This is a genomic window from Campylobacter sp. RM9334 (genome assembly GCF_020138145.1).
In the GTDB taxonomy this organism is placed as follows: domain Bacteria; phylum Campylobacterota; class Campylobacteria; order Campylobacterales; family Campylobacteraceae; genus Campylobacter_E.
On the sequence record NZ_JACGAX010000009.1, the window covers coordinates 22,072 to 40,089 of the forward strand.

Sequence of the window (18,018 nt, forward strand, 5' to 3'; positions counted from 1 at the left end):
TAATTTATGAAATTTATTAGAAATATATATAAAATTATTAAAAATTACAAATATTAAAATAATTTTTATATTAATAATCTTTTAATAAATATAATAAATTACTTATAAAAATTTGTTCTTTGCTTTTTAATTCTAATATTGGACTTTCATCTTCTTTAATACTATTTAAGTTAATCCCTAAAATAGCCATTTTGCTATCTTTACCAGTTACTTGCTCAATAGCCACATCATCAGTGTTTGGAGATAAAAATATCCCCAAAGGTGCGTTAAATCTATACATATAAGCACTCATTTGATACAAGTCTTCTCTACTTATAGCACCATCCACACAAGATATTTGACCAAAACAAGAATAATTTTTATATTTTGCATCTAGCACAGCTACGAGCTTACTATCTTTATAAATAAAAAAATCAGGTCTAAGCTCTCTTTTATTATCATTAAAAAGATAATTTTTACTAGCAAAATTACCATTAACAACCTTAAAACCTTGCAAATTTTTACTCATTAGCTTATATAAATACCCTTCCCAAACTTCGCTTAAATCTAAAAAATATCCAAAACCATTTGAATTATTAAAACTTGATTTTGAACCTTGATTTTTGATGATTAGCTCGCTTAAAGATACTACCTTTTGATAAGCTTTATTTAGTGGGGTATAGTGTATGCTTTTTAGCTCATCTAATCCCACATCATCACCAACTTTAAAATCTCTTAACATTTGAATGTGTGATGAAACACTATTTAACATACTACTAAAACCCAACCTTAAAAAATGATTGTATGCCTTTAAAATAGCTCTATTTATAGGTGTATTATAAGTTTGCTTTGAGTAAGAACAATAAAATCTATTAGCATTTACAAGGTTATGGTTTATATGATTTGATATATCTAGGCTACCTTTAAAATACTTTTGATTTTTCTTTATTCTTTCGTAGTTTTTAGGGATGTTTGATTTGTTTAAGGCGTATTCAAGCGAGCCAACCCAAAGCATACATAAAAGCCAGTGATTATGCTCAGAACTTGCTGAACCTGTTACGCTTTTAGGTAGATAAAGCCCTAAAGCGTATGAGTAAAGATAATCCCTAATAGTATCTCCAAAGCGTGGAGAGATAGTGATATTTACAGTGCCTTTTGAATAAAAGCCTACATAATAAGAAGTTTTTAAAATGATATTATTTTCATCAATATAATCACAATCAATTATATTAACATCATCTTTTTTATAAGCATTCGTGCTTATATTTATAAAATCTAGCTTATTGTCTTTTAGCTCTTTTATGGCTTGCATGGTTAAACGTGTGTTTGCTTGAGTGTTGAAAAAATACCTATACTCAGTGCAATCGTCTAACTCTATACTTTTAATCTCTCCTTGCTTGTTTATATTATTAATTTCTATCATTCTTCATCTAACTTTTTAACAAAATGTTTTTTTATCTCATTTATGCTCTTTTTAACATTGCTATCATCATAACTTAATCCTAGATATTCCATCAAAAGTGGCTCAATATGATAAACCCAAAGCTTTTCTAAGTGGCTTCGGTTGATATTTTTTTCATCATCTTTTATAAAGCTTTTTATTTTCATAAAATACGCATGACCGATTTTGTAATAATCTTGAGTGTTTTCTAGCTTTATAGTTTCTAACTCTTTCACTTTCTTCTCTTCATAATCGCTTAAATCTTCACTACCTGATAAAAAATAATTTAGTTCTATACATCTTTGAATATAGCTATCTATATTATTAAAATTATCTTTTTCATCATTTGATTGTTTATATTCTTTAAAAGCTTCATGTATTGCACCATAATCCACACCTACTTCATAAAAGCCAAATCTTCTTCTAAGTGCTAGATCAAATGTAGCCAAGCTTTTATCCACATTATTCATAGTGCCTATGATATAGACATTGTTAGGTATACAAAACTCATCAAAATTAGCCACACTTACACTCTCACCACGATACTCAAGAGCATAAAGCAACTCCCCAAATACTTCACTAAGATTAGCCCTATTTATCTCATCTATTATAAAAATAAATTTTTTATCTTTATTTTCTTTTGCACAATCGCAAAACTTTTTAAATATCCCATCATTTAGCGTATAAGATAAGATACCATCATTTTTTACATTTGGAACTATACCACCTATGAAATCTTGATAAGAATAATTTGGATGAAACTGCACTATATCCCATATTATATTTTTATCTTTGCTAATATTTTTATATTTTTCTTCATCTTTTTTATTTTTATTTTCTTTTACAAGTAGTTTGCTAAATTTACAATCATCTAGCTCATTTTTCTCATCATCCTTAGCTTTTTCTACCAAGTTTTCTTCTTGTGATTTAATTTGCCATTCTTTTATAATCTCTTTAGCTGAATGAGTCTTGCCTGTCCCTGGCACTCCATAAAGTATGATTTGCTTATGAGTTTTAAGTAAATCTGAGATATTTTTCATATCAGTTTCGCCTATACATAAAAGAGATATAACTTTTGATAGTGTTTGTAAATTATTTGGTTTTTCACTATCGCTTTGAAAAAACTTGCTATATATTTTATCACTTACTTTTTGCCAAATTTGTGGAAAACTATCAAAATGACAATCAGTGATAATCCAAGGATATTCTTCTAAGTTTTCTCCGAAATTATATTCCTTATTGTCATGCCATTTGTATTTCAATATTTTAAAATTTTTATCTTTAAATAATTCAACAAAAATCTCTTGCATAAAATTAGATTTTAAAAAATTTCTAAAAGCATCTAAGCTTATAGGGTGTATTACATTATCAGTATTCGCCCACATCCACATAAATTTATACGGAAAGCGAAATTTTAAAATCTCTTGCTGTTTATCATAGTCTTTTTTTACATCTTCAGAATTTTTTATATCTGTTTTTCTTATTCTGTCTGGAAAACATAAAACTATACTTGGTTGGTTGTTATTTATATTTTCATTTGTTTTACTATAATAATTTTTTATAAAATCAACAAATTCTATAAACAAAGTATTATCAGAGAAATGAGAATTGATCCAAGCGCAAGTCCCTTGAGAGTATGTAGAACCTTCAAAATCATATTCTTTTTGTTTATTACTTAAAATTCTATATTCATTTATAACTTTTGGATTTTCTGTAAAATCAAAACCACCCATAATGCTAAGTAAATGCGTAATAAAATTGTCATTTCTTATATTTTTTTTATTGCTTTCTTTGTTTAATTGTAAAAATTTTTGTAGTTCTTTATTCTGCTCTTTAATACCATAAAACCTAGTATCATTAATAAAAATTCTAGCCAAACCTCTATTATCATTGTCATCATCTATAAGCTTTTTAACATCTAATTTGTTATAAAGTTCTTTTACTTCATTGATAATGCTTGATGTATCAAAAACATTGTCTTTATCAGTAATAATTTCAAAAACTTCCTTTACACTATCAAATCTTTTATTAATAGCTCGCTTGCTATTTTCTAGTTTCTTATAATTATCATCATCTAAATAAAATTTTAAAGTATTTTCATCTATATACATTTTTTCTCCTTAATTATTTTATAATTACAAAAATACTAGCATTTCATAAGTCTTGTAATTTCTATTTTAAATTCTTAATCAAAATATCAAAATTTAATCCTAATTGTTTTTACCTTACCATCAAATTTATAATCATCTGGGTTTAGTGCTTCAACCCTTTTAAACTCTTCACAAGATATATCAAGTCCTTTTTCGCAAGCTATTTCATAATATCTTTTAAGTGTTTTGATATTGCCTTCAAAATCAAATTGTAAAAATTGCTCTAAAGATTTAGCTTTTTGCATACAAACATTAACATTAATTTCACAAGCTTTTAAACTATATTCATCATATTTTCCATTATTTTCACTAGCGTTTAATTCAGCATATCTTAAACAAGCTTTTTCATTTTTGTTTTCACATAGTTTTAATAAAATTTCTTGATTTTTTGTGCCTTCATTAAAAGCTTTTTCACAATTATTATTTTGTAAGCATTCAGTTTCTGCTAACGCTAAATTATTGTTTTTTAATTTTATATATTCAAGCTCAACGCAAGCATTATAATTTCCCGCATTGCACGATTTTTCAACATATTTAACATTATCTACCATTTTTTGCTCAACCAATAAATCGCAAGCTTTTATATAATCTATTTCGCAAGCCATAGATAAACTTTCTTCTATTATAGTATTAGAAAGATGTCTTTGAGCATATATAAAATCAATGCAAACTTTTGGAAAATCCATATATAACTTATCTCTTAATTCCTTAGCTTGATATTGATGAGCAACTCTTGTAATATCATAAAAATATTCAGCACAAGTTTTTTTATAATTAAACTCTTCAACATTTTGACAAAAATCAATAGGTGAAGGACTACTTTTTATCACTTTATAACAAGCATTTAAATCATTATTTTTACATTCATAATCATCATCTGCATAACAACAAAACAAGTATAAAAATAAAATTAAAATCTTTTTCATAATTCCTCCTTATAAATATCTTTTAGATAATTAATTGATAATTCTTTACATAAATCATTATTTTTTAAACATATATAATCTATAAAATATTTTGCTCTTTTATAATTTTTCATTTTATATTCAATCATAACAGCATCTTTACAAAACATAATATTGCTATTTAAACACAAATTCTCATATATTTTAGAATAATTATTGTAAAAATCCTTATTTAAATTAGTAGTATTTTCTATATATTTTTTACAAGAATTTAGTTTTGTTATATCGCATTCATCTTTATAAATATTAAGCATATTATCTTGATTAAAATCATAACTATAACAACTTCCACCATACTTACAAGCTAATTTCATATAATGCTTTAAAGCTTTATAATCCTTTTTATCTTTAAATTCTTTAGCTAAAATTTCACAAGCTTTAGCATATTTATTATCACACGCTTTTTTATAATCTTTTATTAGCATACAAGCTTCATTTATATTATTATCACAAGCTCTTCTTAAATATTTAGCCTTTTTAATTTCATCTTTATTAACTGCTAATTCATAACAAGTGCTAGGGTTTTTCTCACACATCAAATCATCATTAGTTTTATATTTATAATTTATAAAAACATAGCAAAACCTACTATCTTCATTACATTTATTTTCAAGCAATTTATAAAAATATTCTTGATTTTTAGAATTCTCATTTATTAAAGCATAAACTATATCAAAACAAGAATTATTATCATAACAACCCAGCTCTAATGCTCTAAAATAAATATTTTTATCAGTAATTAAAGAATTTAAATAAAGTTGTTTTAAATAATCACAATATTTATAATTTTTATCATTACAATTTTTTAAATATATTTCATTTATTTTGTATTTTTCTTTATTATCTAAACTTAAATAAATCTCATTTATTGCTTTACATTTATCCTTAAATTTATCTATAAAATCATAATCTTTTACATATTTTTTAACCAAAATATCACAAAACTCATTAGCATTTATATTAATAAAAAATATCATAATAATTATAAAAATTCTCATTTATTATCCTTTAAAAACATACAAGCCTTACTCTCACCTAATTCACAAGATTTTTTATATAAAATATCACTAAAAATATTTATATTATTTAGTTCTAATGCAAGAGTAAAACAAGCTTTAGAATTATCTTCTTTACATAATTTATAAAGCCTTTCATAATTTTTATCAGAAACTACAAAATAATCAATTTTATTATGTTTTATGCTTTCTTTTCTAAGAAAATCACAAGTATATTTTTTATTTTTTCTGCAATATTTAGCTAGTCTATCAAAATCAATAGAATCTGTATCAAACGAAGCTAAACAATCAAAATCATTACCATACTCGCAAGATAATTTATTATAAAACCTACTTTTATTTATATCTAAAATATAAATATCAGCTAATTTATTGCAAGCATTTGCATATCCTAAATCACACGATTTTATAAATAATTTTTCATTATTAAAATATTCTAAACCTAGTTTATAACAAGCTAAAGCATAGTTTAAGTCGCAATAATATTTATAAATTTTAATAGCTTGATTTTTATCGTTAATATTAGAAGATTGTGTTAATTTATCAATATTTTCTATAGAACTTATAAAAAATAAAAATATAATTAATTTTTTAATAATTAGCATAAAATCCCCCTTTAAATTAGGAGATTATAGCTAATACTAATAAAATTAGTTTTTATTTTTTAATAAATCTCTGATTTCTGTTAGCAGCACTATATCTTCGCTTGGAACTGGAGCAGGAGCTGGTTTTTCTTCTTCTTTTTCTGCTTTTTTAAGCTTATTGATTAGCTTTACAACAACGAAAATTGAAAACGCAATGATTAAAAAATCAACTATATTTTGAATAAATAAACCATAATTAACGGTTACATTTTCAGCTTCTTTAGCACCTTCTTTAATAACTAATTTTAAATCACTAAAATCAACTCCGCCTGTTAAAACTCCAACAATAGGCATAATAATATCAGCCACAAGTGAGCTTACAATCTTACCAAAAGCAGTTCCTATAACCACACCCACAGCTAAATCTACAACATTTCCACGCATTGCAAATGTTTTAAATTCTTGTAATATTTTCATATTCTCTCCTTGAAAAAAAGGCGAGATTTTAACAATAAATAATAAATTAATCCTTAAATTCCATATTGTTTAAGAAATAGTTTAACTGCCCTAAAGCTATGCAGCCATCGTTTATCGCTTCGTTTTTTGGAGTATAGAATTTATATTCTTTATCATTTAGCAAAAGATTTAAAATGCTTTTATTACAAAACACCCCGCCACTTAAAATCGCCCTTTTGTTAGGGCTTAAAAACTTAATAATATAAACAATGGTATTAATAAATTTTGAACAAGCTAAAACCTTGCTTTCATTTAAGCAAGTTGCAAAAATATCCTTATAAATAATCTTATTATTTTTAAACTCAATTTTGTAAATATCTTTGATATTTTCATCATAAAAACTCTCAATAAGCATTCCTGAATGTGCTTCAAATTCGTTTTTTTTGACCCTTAAAACTAAAAAGGCAAAAGCATCAATAATTCTACCTAATGAGCTAGTATTTATAGTGCAATTTTGCAATGCTATATCATAATTTAGATTAGTTTTACACGTAATTTCGTATTTTTTTAAAATACTATAAGCTAATAATTCATTATTTTTTACATTAACTAGCTTAAACTCATCAAAACAAAAAGCTGTATTTATAGTGTTTTTAGTAATATCTAGCACTTCGCCACCACTTATATGATGATTATTTTTATATCCTGTGCCATCAAAACAAAAGGCTCTAATATTTCTTAGTCCAATACTCATCGCATGGGCTGCGTGATGGTAGATTTTTATAATCTTTGTCTTTTTGCTAATTCCTATTTCAAATTCTTTTGTGATTTTTTCGCTATGAATGAAATGTGGGTGTAAATCACACAAAACATAATCAAATTTAATCTTATAATTTTTCACAAAAAATCTTAGAGTTTTTACAAAATGATTATAAACACTAATATCCTTTAAATCCCCAATATAAGGCGAATTAATACAAAGCCCGTTTATGTATATTAAAAACTCGTTTTTTTCTTCCATTCCAAGAGCTAGGATATTTATATTTTTTTTAATTTTATGCTCGTAATAAAAAGGTCTAAAGCCCCTAGCACTTCTTAAATGATGGTATTTATTGGCTACAACTTGCCCTACACTATCATCAATTTTGTTAATTATTTTTCTATTATGATTTATTATTAAATCAGGTTTGAAAATCTTAAAATCGCTTTTTTTAGAATAAATCATCTCGCCACTTTTGTTTGCACTTGTAGCTACTATTGCAAAATCAAGCTCTTTAAATAATATATGAAATATTGGAGCGCTTGGCAAAAATACTCCGATATTTTTAAAATCAAAATGTATATTAAAAGCACTCTGATTAAGGCTTTTTAGTAGCAATATAGGTCGCTCTTTGCTCTTTAAAATACGCTCTTCAAACTTAGTAAAACTAGCATATTTTTTCGCCATTTTTATATCTTTTACCATTATTGCAAGTGGTTTTAAAGCTCTATTTTTTAGCATTCTTAATTTATTTACCGCATTAAAATCATTAGCATTGCATAATAAATTAAACCCACCAACGCCTTTTAAAGCTACTATTTTTCCAGCTTTTAGGTATTTAACAGCCTTTGCTAAATCAAAATTAAGCTTAGCCCCACAATCATTACAAGCAATAGGCTCTGCGTAAAATCTCCTATCATTAAGATTATTATATTCACTATCGCAATTTTTACACATTTTAAAAACACTCATAGAAGTGTTTGTTCTATCGTAAGGGATTTTAGAAATTACACTAAATCTAGTGCCACAATTAGTGCAATTTATAAAGGCGTGATTAAATCTTCTTTTTAATTTAGGATTATTAAGCTCTTTTATACAATCCTTACAAGGAGCGAAATCAGGCAAAATCACTGCAAGATTACGCTTATCTTTGCTTGGTTTTTTAATAACAAAATCATTATAAGCTTCATTTGTTTTAATTATTTTTACTTTTTCTATACTTGCTAATGGACGATTTTTTTTAAGAATTTGTTTTAAGTCTTTTATAAAAACTTTTGCTATTTTTTCATCACAATCAAGTGCCAAGCTAACTCCTAAAGTATCATTTAAGATATAGCCATTTAGCTTTTTTGCTTTGGCTAATTTGCAAACTTCAGGGCGAAATCCAACTCCTTGCACCCTGCCACTAAGCTTAATTAAAACACTCACAATTAGCCCATTTACTGAACTTAAATTGCTTGTTTAAAAACGCATTGTAATTTAAAAAACTCTGATAATTCATAAGCTTTGAACAAATCTCACGCTCGTTTTCGTTAAGTTTTCCTATCATTAAAACAAGTGCTTCAAAAACACCAACTTCTATTAAAGCTGCATTTGCTAATCTAAAGCTCATAATTGATGAGATAAACTTAGCTACATTTAAGCCATCTTCATTAATCTCACAATCAATTCTAACTCCCTTTGTATAAGTATTTGGCACTACTTTTAAAATATCAGAATCTAGCAAAATATCTGCTAATTTTATTAATGAAAATATATTTTTATTTTCTAAACTAAACTCATTTAAAATGAACTTTTCTTGATAATTTTTTAATAATTTTTCGCCTTGTTCTAAGCTAAGTAATAATTTTATTAATTCATCTTTATTTTTAGGGATATTAAAGCTTAATTTATCAATATTAAAAGCAGTTGATAATTGATTTGAATACGGATTATTAATTACACAAAATGTATCAGCAAAAGGAGCTATTAATAATAAATCTTTAGGCTTTTTTACAAAATAAAGCTCATCTGTATTTTTTAACTCATTAAAAAGCTTTTTGCTATTAGCAAATGATACATATAAAAAATCTCCTAAATTATGTGCTTTTTTATAAAGTGGTTTTAAAGCTAATTTTACAAATGGTTTTTCATAAGCATTAAGTAAAATTTGAGTATTTTTATCACAAATAAAAGCCTTTTGTAATAATTCATAATTAGCAATTATTACAAAATCACTTTTTGTTGTTTTAGTATAATCTAACTCATTTAAACCTAAATCATCAAAAACTTCATCACATAAGTTTAAAGGCAATCTTGGAATTTCAATTTCAAATTCTTTTGTTTTCTGTGTATTTTCTAGCTCTATTTTAAAATCTTCTAAAAATAAAAAATAAGGTATTTTTTTAAAATATTCATTAAAGGCTAAAACTTTATCTTCATTATCATCTATAACTAAAGAAAACTCATCATCTTCATAATAAAGCTTATAATTTACATTATTTATCTTGGCAATTTTTAATAAAAATAATCCGAAATCTTTTAATTTTATTTTGAAATCATATCTAATTAACACTGCTTAAATTCCTATAATTTTCTATCGCTTGTTCTATACTAAAATCATTTTTAAATTCTAACAAAAATCCATCTTGTTTAAGCTCTTCTAAAAGACATTTTTGCATTAAAGCAAAAGATTTTTTAACCTCATCGCTTAAAGATATTTTCATAGGTTCAAGTCTTTTAGGCACAATGCCTAAGATTTTGCAAACTGGCAAATCGCCTACTAAACTCATAAAATTAAGCATCATTTGCATTTCAAGTTCGTGAGCACTTCCTTGATAATTTATATTACTTGGCACTTTGTCATAGTCAAAAAACACAACATCGCCCACTTCTAAATCATCAGCATTTATACAATCAATCACATAAACTTTATCAAAATCAGCAATTATATGAGCTAAATTCATAGCCATTGTCCCGCCGTCTAAAAATACTAATTGATGCGAATCTTGATTTTTAAATTCTTCTTTAATATAAATATTAGGAGCTAGATTTTTCCTAAAATACTCAAGAAAAATAACTCCAGCTCCTTCATCTCCTATTAAAATATTTCCAATTCCTAGGACTAAAACTCTCATTTGTATTTATATCCACTAAAAATAGCATCCATTGCACCATCTTTACCTTTAATTGCATTAAACACTGCCATATAAATATGAACACCAACAAAAATCATAGTAACCCAAGTTAAAATATGATGAATTATCCTAACATTTGCAAGTCCGCCAAACATTACTTCAAATGGTTTAACAAAAGGAGTTATTGCACCAGCAAAACCTTCGTGATAAACATTAATATATAACACAAAACCTGTGATTATTAATAATGCTAAAACAATATAAAAGAAAAAATAACTCACAAACTGAAGTGGATTATATACACCTTTTAAATGCGGGTGTTTTCCTAAAAATAAATAAAACTTAATTTGCTCTATCCATACTCTTAAACTAAAGCAATCTTTAATACTAACTCTTTCTTTTTTACTAAGCTTATCAAATATAAAAAGATAAAGTTTAAAAATAAAACAAGCTAATAAAACAAACCCAGCTACATTGTGCACGAAACGAAATTTAGCCTGCATAAATAGATTTGGCTCGGTTGATTTATCAGGTGCAATAAACACACTAGCAATATAAAAGCCACTTATACAAAGGGCTAAAATAGCAAATGCTCTTAGCCAATGAGTTGCTCTAAGCCCTATTGAAAACTCATAATGTTTCATATCAAACTCCTACTTTATATTCGCCTAACTTATTACCTTTTTTATCTAACACATGCACAGCACAAGCAATGCAAGGATCATACGAATGTATTTTTCTAATAATTTCAAGTGGCTTGGTTAAATCTTCAATCTTTAGACCAATTAAACAAGCTTCATAAGTTCCCATTTTACCATTTGCATCTTTAGGACTTGCGTTCCAAGTAGATGGAACTACTGCTTGATAATTTTGCACTATACCATCTTTAATTCTAATCCAATGACTTAGCATTCCCCTAGGAGCATTACCTATAAAGCGACCTTTGTATTCTTTAGAATTATCTATTTTATATGGAGCGCAAGTGCTTTGATCTACTTTTAGATTTTCAACTAAACTATCAAGAGCTTTAAGTGCGTGTTCGCTTATTATTTTTGCTTCAATCATTCTTGCTGCAGTTCTTCCTAAAGTGCTAAGTAAGTCTTTAAGCTCAATATTTAATTCAGCTAATAAAGCGTCAACTTCTTTTGTAACGATTGGATTTTTAGCTAAATAATTTACAACTATAGTAGCAAGTGGTCCTACTTGAACAGGTAAATTATCATATCTTGGAGCTTTAATCCAGCTATATTTTCCATTCATATCAAATACTTTAGAATCTTCTAATTCGCCTTTAGCGTTTAGAGTTTTTTCATCTTTTAGACCTGTATAATTTGGCTCTTGTTCGCCATCATAAGGGTGTAATGCTTTATCGTTTTTATACCAAGACCTTGTTGCTTCTTCTGTGATTTTGCTCTCATCAATAGCACCTAATACAGGATTGCTTAGCATATTAGTTACAATTCCACCTTTAAATAAATAATCATCTCCTAAATAAAACTCATCAGCACACATGAAATTATCAACGCCAACATCATTCATTACACTTGGCTCATTTTTATAAACAGCTGCAGCCATCTTAATATCAGCTAAATAAGCACGATGAATAAAATCGCTAATTTCTAAGAATTTAGTTTTATACTCGCCAATTCTAGCAGGGTCAAGTATATCCATAACGCAAGTTACACCACCTACGGTTAAGCTTTGTGGGTGTGGTTGTTTTGCACCAAAAATAGCCATTAATTGTGCTGCTGTTCTTTGCACTTTTAAACATTCTAAATAATGGCTTAACGCTACTAAGTTTTGCTCTGGGCTAAAGCGATAAGTTTTATGTCCCCAATAAGCATTCGCAAATATTCCTAATTCTCCTTTATCTACGAATGTTTTTAATTTTTCTTGAACTGCTTTAAGTTCTCCTACACCACAAACTAAAGGCTTATCACACCATTTTAAAGCTTCAGCTTCAGCTTTTGCTGGATCAGCACTTAAGGCACTCACTACATCAACAAAATCAAGCCCGTGTAATTGATAAAAATGCACACAATGATCGTGCATATATAAAGCTGCATTCATTAATGTTCTTGTAAGTTTTGCATTTTTTGGTGGAACTATACCTAAAGCATTTTCAGCCGCTTCAATACCTGCTCTATAATGCGAATAAGTGCAAACTCCACAAATTCTTTGAGTCATAAAGCCAACATCTCTAGGGTCTCTTCCTTTTACAATAGTTTCAATTCCACGCCATAATGTTGAACCCGCATAAGCATCAGTTACTACATTTGCATCATCAACTATTACTTCTACTCTTAAATGTCCTTCAATTCTTGTAATTGGATCTACTACTATTTTTTGCATTTTTTATTCCTTGTCTTTTTTAATTGCTGAAATTGTTGCGTGAGCAGCTATTGCTACTCCTGTTAGAGTTAAAACACCAATGCCTATTTTATCACTCATAGCATCAGCACCCATTCCGCTAAATACGCTTTGAAATAAATGTGATTTTAAAGGTTCTTCGTAAGTTCTCATACTATCCCAAAAATCAGGCTCAGAGCAACCTATACACCCATGTCCTGCACCAATAGGCCAATTTATGTGCTGATTAAATCTTTGCTTAGCACAATTATTAAATGTATATGGACCTTTACATCCTACTTTATAAAGACAATAGCCTTTCTTTGCACCTTCATCGCCAAAACTTTCTACGAACTCACCCGCATCAAAATGTCCCCTACGCTCACAATAATCGTGAATTCTATGCTCGTATGCCCATTTTGGACGATTAAAATTATCAAGTGGCATTGTTCCAAATAATAATATTTGTAAGATTGAACCTACGATATTTTTTTCACTAGGCGGACAACCTGGGACATTAATTACGCTTTTATTTGTGATTTTACTAATCGGAACTGCATTTGTTGGATTTGGTGCTGCTGCTTGAATACCACCAAAGCTTGAGCAAGTGCCAATTGCTAAAATAGCAGCTGCATTAGCGCAGGCATTTTTTGCTATTTCTTCGCCTGTATGCCCTTTAGCACCTAAAGTTAGATAAAAACTAGAGCTTCCTGCAGGAACTGCACCTTCTACTAACAATACATATTTTCCTGCGTGTTTTTTAATAGCGTTTTCTAAATTCTCATCAGCTTGATGACCACTTGCTGCCATAACAGTTTCGTGATATTCAATATTTAAATAATCAAATATCAAACTATCAATAGTAGGTGCATCGCTTCTTAATAAACTCTCACTACAGCCTGTGCATTCTGCCATATGAAGCCAAATTACTGGGGTGTTGCTAGCATTATTTTCAACAGCATTTGCAATACTTGGTGCAAAAGTAGCTCCAAGTCCTAGCATAGTAGCCATTCCACTAGACCATTTCAAAAAATCTCTTCTACTAAAGCCGTGTTCGCCTAGTATTTGCATTAAATCTTTTTTATTATTAGGATTTATTTGCATAATCTCTCCTTAAAAAAATTTATTAATAATAGTATTTTTTTAAAATCTAAAAGTTACAAAAAAGACAAAATAAATCTTAAAATTATTTAATTTTGATAATTGAATTTTTTATAAAATTCTTACAATTAAACTTAAAAATATTATTTTATTAAAGTTTTTGCTTAATTGGTTTATGCTAATTTAAATTCTAATCTTGCTAATGTTTTTAAGTAAAGAATTTAATTTTTATAGGCTTAGTTTTCGCACTAAGCCTACTTATAAATAAAAGCCTTATAAAGTATTTTTTAACTCTAAAGTTTTTCTTGCAATATTTGTGATTTCATCCCAATTTTTAGCCTTTATTAGCTCTTTTGGTGCAAGCCAAGAACCACCAACGCAAAGCACATTTGGTTGGCTTAAATATTCTTTAGCATTATTTTCGCTAATACCACCCGTAGGACAAAATCTAACATCACTAAATGGCCCATAAATAGCCTTTAACATAGGCACTCCACCAACAACACTAGCAGGAAATAATTTAAAGGTATCAAGCCCATATTCAAGCCCAAGCATTAGCTCTGCTGGACTTGCAATACCTGCTATTAAAGGGATTTTATAATCAATCTCTTTTAATAATTTTTCAGTAATACCTGGACTTATTGCAAACTTTGCACCAGCATTAACAACATCTTTATATTGCTTAGCGTTAATTACTGTTCCTGCTCCAACGATTGCTTCAGGAACTTCTTTACTAATTAACTCAATTGCTTTTAGACCTACAGGAGTTCTAAGAGTAATTTCAAGCACTCTTACTCCACCTGAAACTAAAGCCTTAGCTAAAGGTAAGGCATCATTTATATCATCAATTGCTATCACAGGAATTACTGGATTTATTTTTAAAATTTCTCTTGCGTTCATTATTTTTTCCTTAAAAACTTACTCCGCCTTCTTCGGCGCTTAAACAACTATTTCTTAAAGCTTTGAAAAGCTCTCTACCACTACCTAACTCATTTGCACTTAAATCAATATGCTTAATTTCTCTAGTTAAGAAATCATCTTCTAATACATTTAAAGTGCCATTAACTGCGTCAAATTCTATCAAATCCCCATCTTTAATCTTAGCAATATTTCCATTTAACAAGGCTTCAGGACTTGTATGAATTGCTGCAGGAACTTTTCCACTAGCCCCACTCATTCTACCATCAGTAATTAATGCAACTTTATATCCTTTAGACATTAATACCCCTAAAGGTGGAATTAATTTATGAAGTTCAGGCATTCCATTTGCTCTTGGGCCTTGATATTTTACAACTGCTATGAAGTCTTTATTTAATTCGCCTTTTTCGTAAGCTTTCATTAACTCAAGTTGATCGTTAAATACGATAGCTCTTTGTTTAATATATAAATTATCATCGCTTACAGCACTTACTTTAATTACCGAGCGACCAATATTTCCACTTAAAACTTTTAGCCCACCTGTAGTGCTAAATGGCTTATCATAAGTCGTGATTATTTCAACATTTCTGCTATTTTCAAGGCATTTTTCATAAGTAATTTCATCATCTTTTAAAATAGGATCTTTCGTATAATTGCTAAGCCCAAACCCTGCTATAGTATTTACATCATCATGTAATGCACCATTATTTAATAATTCATTAATCACAAACGACAATCCACCAGCTTCATAAAAATCATTTATATCAGCCTTACCATTAGGATAAACCTTAGCTAAAAGTGGAGTAATATTTGAAATATCATTAAAATCATCCCAATTAATAATAATTCCCGCAGCCTTTGCAATTGCAATTAAGTGTAAAGTATGATTGGTTGAGCCACCTGTTGCCATAAGCCCTACTATTGCATTTACTATACTTTTTTCATCTATCATTTTACCTATTGGTAAAATACTTTTATCTTTTACACCTTTTGCAAAATGTCTAGCACTAAAATCAATTATTTTTTCTCTTAGCTTTGTATTTGGATTAATAAAAGCAGAATTTGGCATATGAAGACCTAATAATTCAATCATAACTTGATTTGAATTAGCAGTTCCATAAAAGGTGCAAGTGCCTGAACTATGATACATTTTCATTTCAGTATTTAATAAATCTTGCTTAGAAATAAGTCCTTGAGCGTATTTTTCTCTAGCAATACTTTTATCAGAATTACTAAGTCCTGTTGGCATAGGACCACTTGGAATAAACATAGCAGGTAATTGCCCAAATCTTAACGCTCCCATTAAAAGCCCAGGAACTATCTTATCACACACTCCAAGATAAAACGCCCCATCAAAAATATTATGAGATAATCCAATCGCTGTGCTCATAGCTATTACATCACGAGAATAAAGGCTAAGTTGCATACCATCATAGCCTTGAGTAATACCATCACACATTGAAGGAGTGCAGCTTGCAACTTGAACGCTTACACCTTCTTTTATACAAGATTGCTTTAATTTTAAAGGATAATCCTTGTAAGGTTCATGAGCTGATAAAACATCGTTATAGCTTGAAATAATAGCTAAATGAGTGCTATTTGAATTATTTAATTTTTCTCTTACGCTTTCAGGAATTGCTGCGTAAGCGTGAGCTAAATTAGCACAACCTAACTTTGAGCGATTGATTTTTTCATTAGCATTATCTATTAAATTAAGATAATCTTTTCTAGTTTTTTCACTTCTTTTTATAATCTTTTCAGTGATTTCTAATAATTTTTTATTTGTCATAAATAAGCTTCTTTCATTTAAAATATTTGATTTATTATAAATAAATAAATGTTATTAATGTTAAATCCTTTTTAGTAAGATTTAAAAAATTATTTTTATTTAGGGATTATTTATGAAAACTAATTTTGATTTTTTATTATTCGGAGCTACTGGAGATTTAGCTCTTAGAAAACTTTTTCCTTCACTTTATGAAGCCTTTTTAAATGACTTGCTTCACGAAGATTTTAAAATACTTGCTACAGGTAGAAGCAAGCTTAGCTTAGAAGAATTTAAGCAAAAATTAAACGACAAATCAAAAATCCATTTAAAAGATACTACAAAATGGAACGATTTTTTAGAAAAAATATCTTATGAGAGCGTAGATATTAATAATCTTGAAGATTTTAAAAAACTTAAAAACAATTTAAGAGATGGTAAAGATACTATTATATATTTTTCAATTTCGCCTGAATTTTTCATCACTTGCTGTAAGAATTTAAGCGAATTAAATATAAATAAAGACAATGTTAGAATAGTTCTTGAAAAACCTTTAGGAATGAGCTTAAATGAATGCAGAGCAATCAATGAAAGCGTAGCAAAATATTATAAAGAAGAACAAATTTATAGAATTGATCATTATCTTGGTAAAAGTATGGTTAAAGAATTATTTGAGTTTAGAAAACAAAATCCACATTTTAATGCACTACTTAATAAAGACTATGTAAAAAGCATTAATTTATATGTTTTAGAGCGTTTAGGTGTTGAAAGTCGTGGAGAGTTTTATGATAGTTGCGGTGCTTTAAGAGATATGTTACAAAATCATATGTTACAAATGTTAGCTTTATTTATGATTGATATTAATTCAACTAATATTAGAAAAGCTAAGCTTGAGTTTTTTAACTCACTTGAAAAAATTGATTTTAAAAATGTAATTAAAGCTCAATATGAAGCTAATGAAGATAGCTTAAGTTATTTAGACGAATTAAATGTAGCTAAAGATAGTAGGACAGAAACTTTCGTATCAATTAAAACTAGTTCAAATCAAGAAAATTACAAAGGCGTTTTAATAAAACTTGCAACAGGCAAAAGAATGGCTGAAAATAAAGTATATTTTGATATTGACTTTAAAAATGGTGGAAAAATGTATATAGAAATCCAACCAAAACCTAAAATCAAATTCCTTTTAAAAATAGCCGAAGAGTTTAAAGAATTTGAAATAGGAATTTGTGATATTGAAAAAATGCCACCTTATGAAAGATTACTTTTAAATGTAATTAATAAAGATTTAAGTTCATTTAATGAAAAAGATGAGCTAGAGAGTGCTTGGAAATGGGTGCAAGATGTAATTGATAATGATGATTTTACAATGCATAAATACAAAGCCTACACAAATGAAATTATTTTTAAGGACTAAG

Annotated in this window: 15 protein-coding genes; 1 reads left to right on the forward strand and 14 read right to left on the reverse strand. The window is 27.8% G+C overall.

Annotated features, from left to right (window positions below):
• Window positions 1–70: 70 nt before the first annotated feature.
• From AVBRAN9334_RS05250 to edd, 14 genes are all read right to left on the reverse strand, one after another.
• Entirely contained in the window at window positions 71–1,402 is a 1,332-nt protein-coding gene (locus tag AVBRAN9334_RS05250) for an McrC family protein (protein WP_336607195.1), read from the reverse strand.
• The gene (locus AVBRAN9334_RS05255; RefSeq protein ID WP_336607196.1) at window positions 1,399–3,531 is read right to left on the reverse strand and encodes an AAA family ATPase; all 2,133 of its coding nucleotides are present in this window, start codon (window positions 3,529–3,531) and stop codon (window positions 1,399–1,401) included. Before AVBRAN9334_RS05255 ends, AVBRAN9334_RS05250 begins: the two co-directional genes overlap by 4 nt.
• An 86-nt stretch (window positions 3,532–3,617) precedes the next feature.
• Window positions 3,618–4,496, reverse strand: coding sequence for a hypothetical protein (locus AVBRAN9334_RS05260; RefSeq protein WP_336607197.1), 879 nt, complete (start codon window positions 4,494–4,496; stop codon window positions 3,618–3,620).
• Window positions 4,493–5,533 carry a hypothetical protein gene (locus tag AVBRAN9334_RS05265; RefSeq protein ID WP_336607198.1) on the reverse strand — a complete coding sequence of 347 codons (1,041 nt, stop codon included), beginning with the start codon at window positions 5,531–5,533 and terminating at the stop codon, window positions 4,493–4,495. The genes AVBRAN9334_RS05260 and AVBRAN9334_RS05265 overlap by 4 nt, the downstream gene beginning before the upstream one ends.
• Entirely contained in the window at window positions 5,530–6,156 is a 627-nt protein-coding gene (locus tag AVBRAN9334_RS05270; RefSeq protein ID WP_336607199.1) for a tetratricopeptide repeat protein, read from the reverse strand. Before AVBRAN9334_RS05270 ends, AVBRAN9334_RS05265 begins: the two co-directional genes overlap by 4 nt.
• A gap of 45 nt (window positions 6,157–6,201) precedes the next feature.
• Window positions 6,202–6,612 carry a large-conductance mechanosensitive channel protein MscL gene (mscL, locus tag AVBRAN9334_RS05275; protein ID WP_336607200.1) on the reverse strand — a complete coding sequence of 137 codons (411 nt, stop codon included), beginning with the start codon at window positions 6,610–6,612 and terminating at the stop codon, window positions 6,202–6,204.
• Between the two features lie 46 nt (window positions 6,613–6,658).
• Complete coding sequence (gene hypF, locus AVBRAN9334_RS05280; protein WP_336607201.1) at window positions 6,659–8,779, reverse strand: carbamoyltransferase HypF; 2,121 nt, start codon at window positions 8,777–8,779, stop codon at window positions 6,659–6,661.
• Complete coding sequence (locus AVBRAN9334_RS05285) at window positions 8,763–9,905, reverse strand: hypothetical protein (RefSeq protein WP_336607202.1); 1,143 nt, start codon at window positions 9,903–9,905, stop codon at window positions 8,763–8,765. The genes hypF and AVBRAN9334_RS05285 overlap by 17 nt, the downstream gene beginning before the upstream one ends.
• The gene (locus AVBRAN9334_RS05290) at window positions 9,895–10,467 is read right to left on the reverse strand and encodes a HyaD/HybD family hydrogenase maturation endopeptidase (RefSeq protein WP_336607203.1); all 573 of its coding nucleotides are present in this window, start codon (window positions 10,465–10,467) and stop codon (window positions 9,895–9,897) included. The genes AVBRAN9334_RS05285 and AVBRAN9334_RS05290 overlap by 11 nt, the downstream gene beginning before the upstream one ends.
• Window positions 10,464–11,111 carry a Ni/Fe-hydrogenase, b-type cytochrome subunit gene (cybH, locus tag AVBRAN9334_RS05295; RefSeq protein WP_214120222.1) on the reverse strand — a complete coding sequence of 216 codons (648 nt, stop codon included), beginning with the start codon at window positions 11,109–11,111 and terminating at the stop codon, window positions 10,464–10,466. The genes AVBRAN9334_RS05290 and cybH overlap by 4 nt, the downstream gene beginning before the upstream one ends.
• 1 nt (window position 11,112) lies before the next feature.
• Window positions 11,113–12,819 carry a nickel-dependent hydrogenase large subunit gene (locus tag AVBRAN9334_RS05300; protein WP_214120223.1) on the reverse strand — a complete coding sequence of 569 codons (1,707 nt, stop codon included), beginning with the start codon at window positions 12,817–12,819 and terminating at the stop codon, window positions 11,113–11,115.
• Between the two features lie 3 nt (window positions 12,820–12,822).
• On the reverse strand, window positions 12,823–13,920 hold the full coding sequence (locus AVBRAN9334_RS05305; protein WP_214117931.1) for a hydrogenase small subunit: 1,098 nt from the start codon (window positions 13,918–13,920) through the stop codon (window positions 12,823–12,825).
• A gap of 270 nt (window positions 13,921–14,190) precedes the next feature.
• The gene (locus AVBRAN9334_RS05310; RefSeq protein WP_336607204.1) at window positions 14,191–14,817 is read right to left on the reverse strand and encodes a bifunctional 4-hydroxy-2-oxoglutarate aldolase/2-dehydro-3-deoxy-phosphogluconate aldolase; all 627 of its coding nucleotides are present in this window, start codon (window positions 14,815–14,817) and stop codon (window positions 14,191–14,193) included.
• A gap of 10 nt (window positions 14,818–14,827) precedes the next feature.
• On the reverse strand, window positions 14,828–16,624 hold the full coding sequence (gene edd, locus AVBRAN9334_RS05315) for a phosphogluconate dehydratase (RefSeq protein WP_336607205.1): 1,797 nt from the start codon (window positions 16,622–16,624) through the stop codon (window positions 14,828–14,830).
• Window positions 16,625–16,736: 112 nt separating this feature from the next.
• Between edd and AVBRAN9334_RS05320 the strand changes: the two genes are divergently transcribed.
• Window positions 16,737–18,017 (forward strand): glucose-6-phosphate dehydrogenase, encoded by a 1,281-nt coding sequence (locus tag AVBRAN9334_RS05320; RefSeq protein ID WP_336607206.1) that lies wholly within the window; start codon window positions 16,737–16,739, stop codon window positions 18,015–18,017.
• Window position 18,018: the final 1 nt, after the last annotated feature.

Bases quoted from the DNA above. Each gene is read 5' to 3' on its own strand.
- AVBRAN9334_RS05255 (WP_336607196.1), bottom strand. From the start codon at position 3,531: ATGTATATAGATGAAAATACTTTAAAATTTTATTTAGATGATGATAAT.
- AVBRAN9334_RS05260 (WP_336607197.1), bottom strand. From the start codon at position 4,496: ATGAAAAAGATTTTAATTTTATTTTTATACTTGTTTTGTTGTTATGCA.
- AVBRAN9334_RS05320 (WP_336607206.1), top strand. From the start codon at position 16,737: ATGAAAACTAATTTTGATTTTTTATTATTCGGAGCTACTGGAGATTTA.
- AVBRAN9334_RS05270 (WP_336607199.1), bottom strand. From the start codon at position 6,156: ATGCTAATTATTAAAAAATTAATTATATTTTTATTTTTTATAAGTTCT.
- AVBRAN9334_RS05305 (WP_214117931.1), bottom strand. From the start codon at position 13,920: ATGCAAATAAATCCTAATAATAAAAAAGATTTAATGCAAATACTAGGC.
- AVBRAN9334_RS05265 (WP_336607198.1), bottom strand. From the start codon at position 5,533: ATGAGAATTTTTATAATTATTATGATATTTTTTATTAATATAAATGCT.
- AVBRAN9334_RS05310 (WP_336607204.1), bottom strand. From the start codon at position 14,817: ATGAACGCAAGAGAAATTTTAAAAATAAATCCAGTAATTCCTGTGATA.
- cybH (WP_214120222.1), bottom strand. From the start codon at position 11,111: ATGAAACATTATGAGTTTTCAATAGGGCTTAGAGCAACTCATTGGCTA.
- edd (WP_336607205.1), bottom strand. From the start codon at position 16,624: ATGACAAATAAAAAATTATTAGAAATCACTGAAAAGATTATAAAAAGA.
- AVBRAN9334_RS05290 (WP_336607203.1), bottom strand. From the start codon at position 10,467: ATGAGAGTTTTAGTCCTAGGAATTGGAAATATTTTAATAGGAGATGAA.
- mscL (WP_336607200.1), bottom strand. From the start codon at position 6,612: ATGAAAATATTACAAGAATTTAAAACATTTGCAATGCGTGGAAATGTT.
- AVBRAN9334_RS05300 (WP_214120223.1), bottom strand. From the start codon at position 12,819: ATGCAAAAAATAGTAGTAGATCCAATTACAAGAATTGAAGGACATTTA.
- AVBRAN9334_RS05250 (WP_336607195.1), bottom strand. From the start codon at position 1,402: ATGATAGAAATTAATAATATAAACAAGCAAGGAGAGATTAAAAGTATA.